Annotated in this window: 1 protein-coding gene; it reads right to left on the reverse strand. The window is 48.7% G+C overall.

Features of this window, described 5'->3' with window-relative positions:
* Nucleotides 1-540 (reverse strand): TonB-dependent receptor domain-containing protein (locus ACTHTS_RS10970; protein ID WP_440370052.1); only part of this gene is annotated, 540 nt, incomplete at both ends.

Here is a 540-nt window from a genome sequence, read left to right on the forward strand (position 1 = left end):
TACATATCGTGAAGGTTGGACGGCATCAAAGAGATATGAAGTTACAAACGTCCTGTCGGCGCGTATATCGGCATCTTTGACCTTGATACGGTTATAGGCAAGCGTGGAATACAACCCGTCCGGCAACCCGCCCCATACACCGTGCCAATCGATTTTACCCAAAATATTGATACCGGCTATCCGTGCATTTTGAGCATTTCGGTATCCGGGGTCGCCAGAAGCCGAAGTTTGCCCGTTTTGAGTTCGGGTTTCATAACCGAATGCAATCAGGTCGCGATAAGCATTGTTGAAATAGCTGGCTTCCAAATTGCCGAAGTCCCCTTTAAATACAATACCTGTCTCTCTATTAAAGGATTTTTCCGGTTTCAGATCCAACGTTTTCAAAGACTCCCCGGCTCTCCAGCCGTACATTTCGGCAAACGACGGTAGACGGAAGCCCGTAGAAGCGCGATAAGTCAAATCCATCCAGGTGAAAGGCTTGAGGACTACGCCTGCGTTCCAAGAAAGGTTGCGGTGAGTGCCGGTAGAGAAACCCTTATC

Origin of the sequence: Neisseria sp. P0019.S003, assembly GCF_051957115.1 — a bacterium.
Taxonomy (GTDB): Bacteria; Pseudomonadota; Gammaproteobacteria; order Burkholderiales; family Neisseriaceae; genus Neisseria; species Neisseria flavescens_D.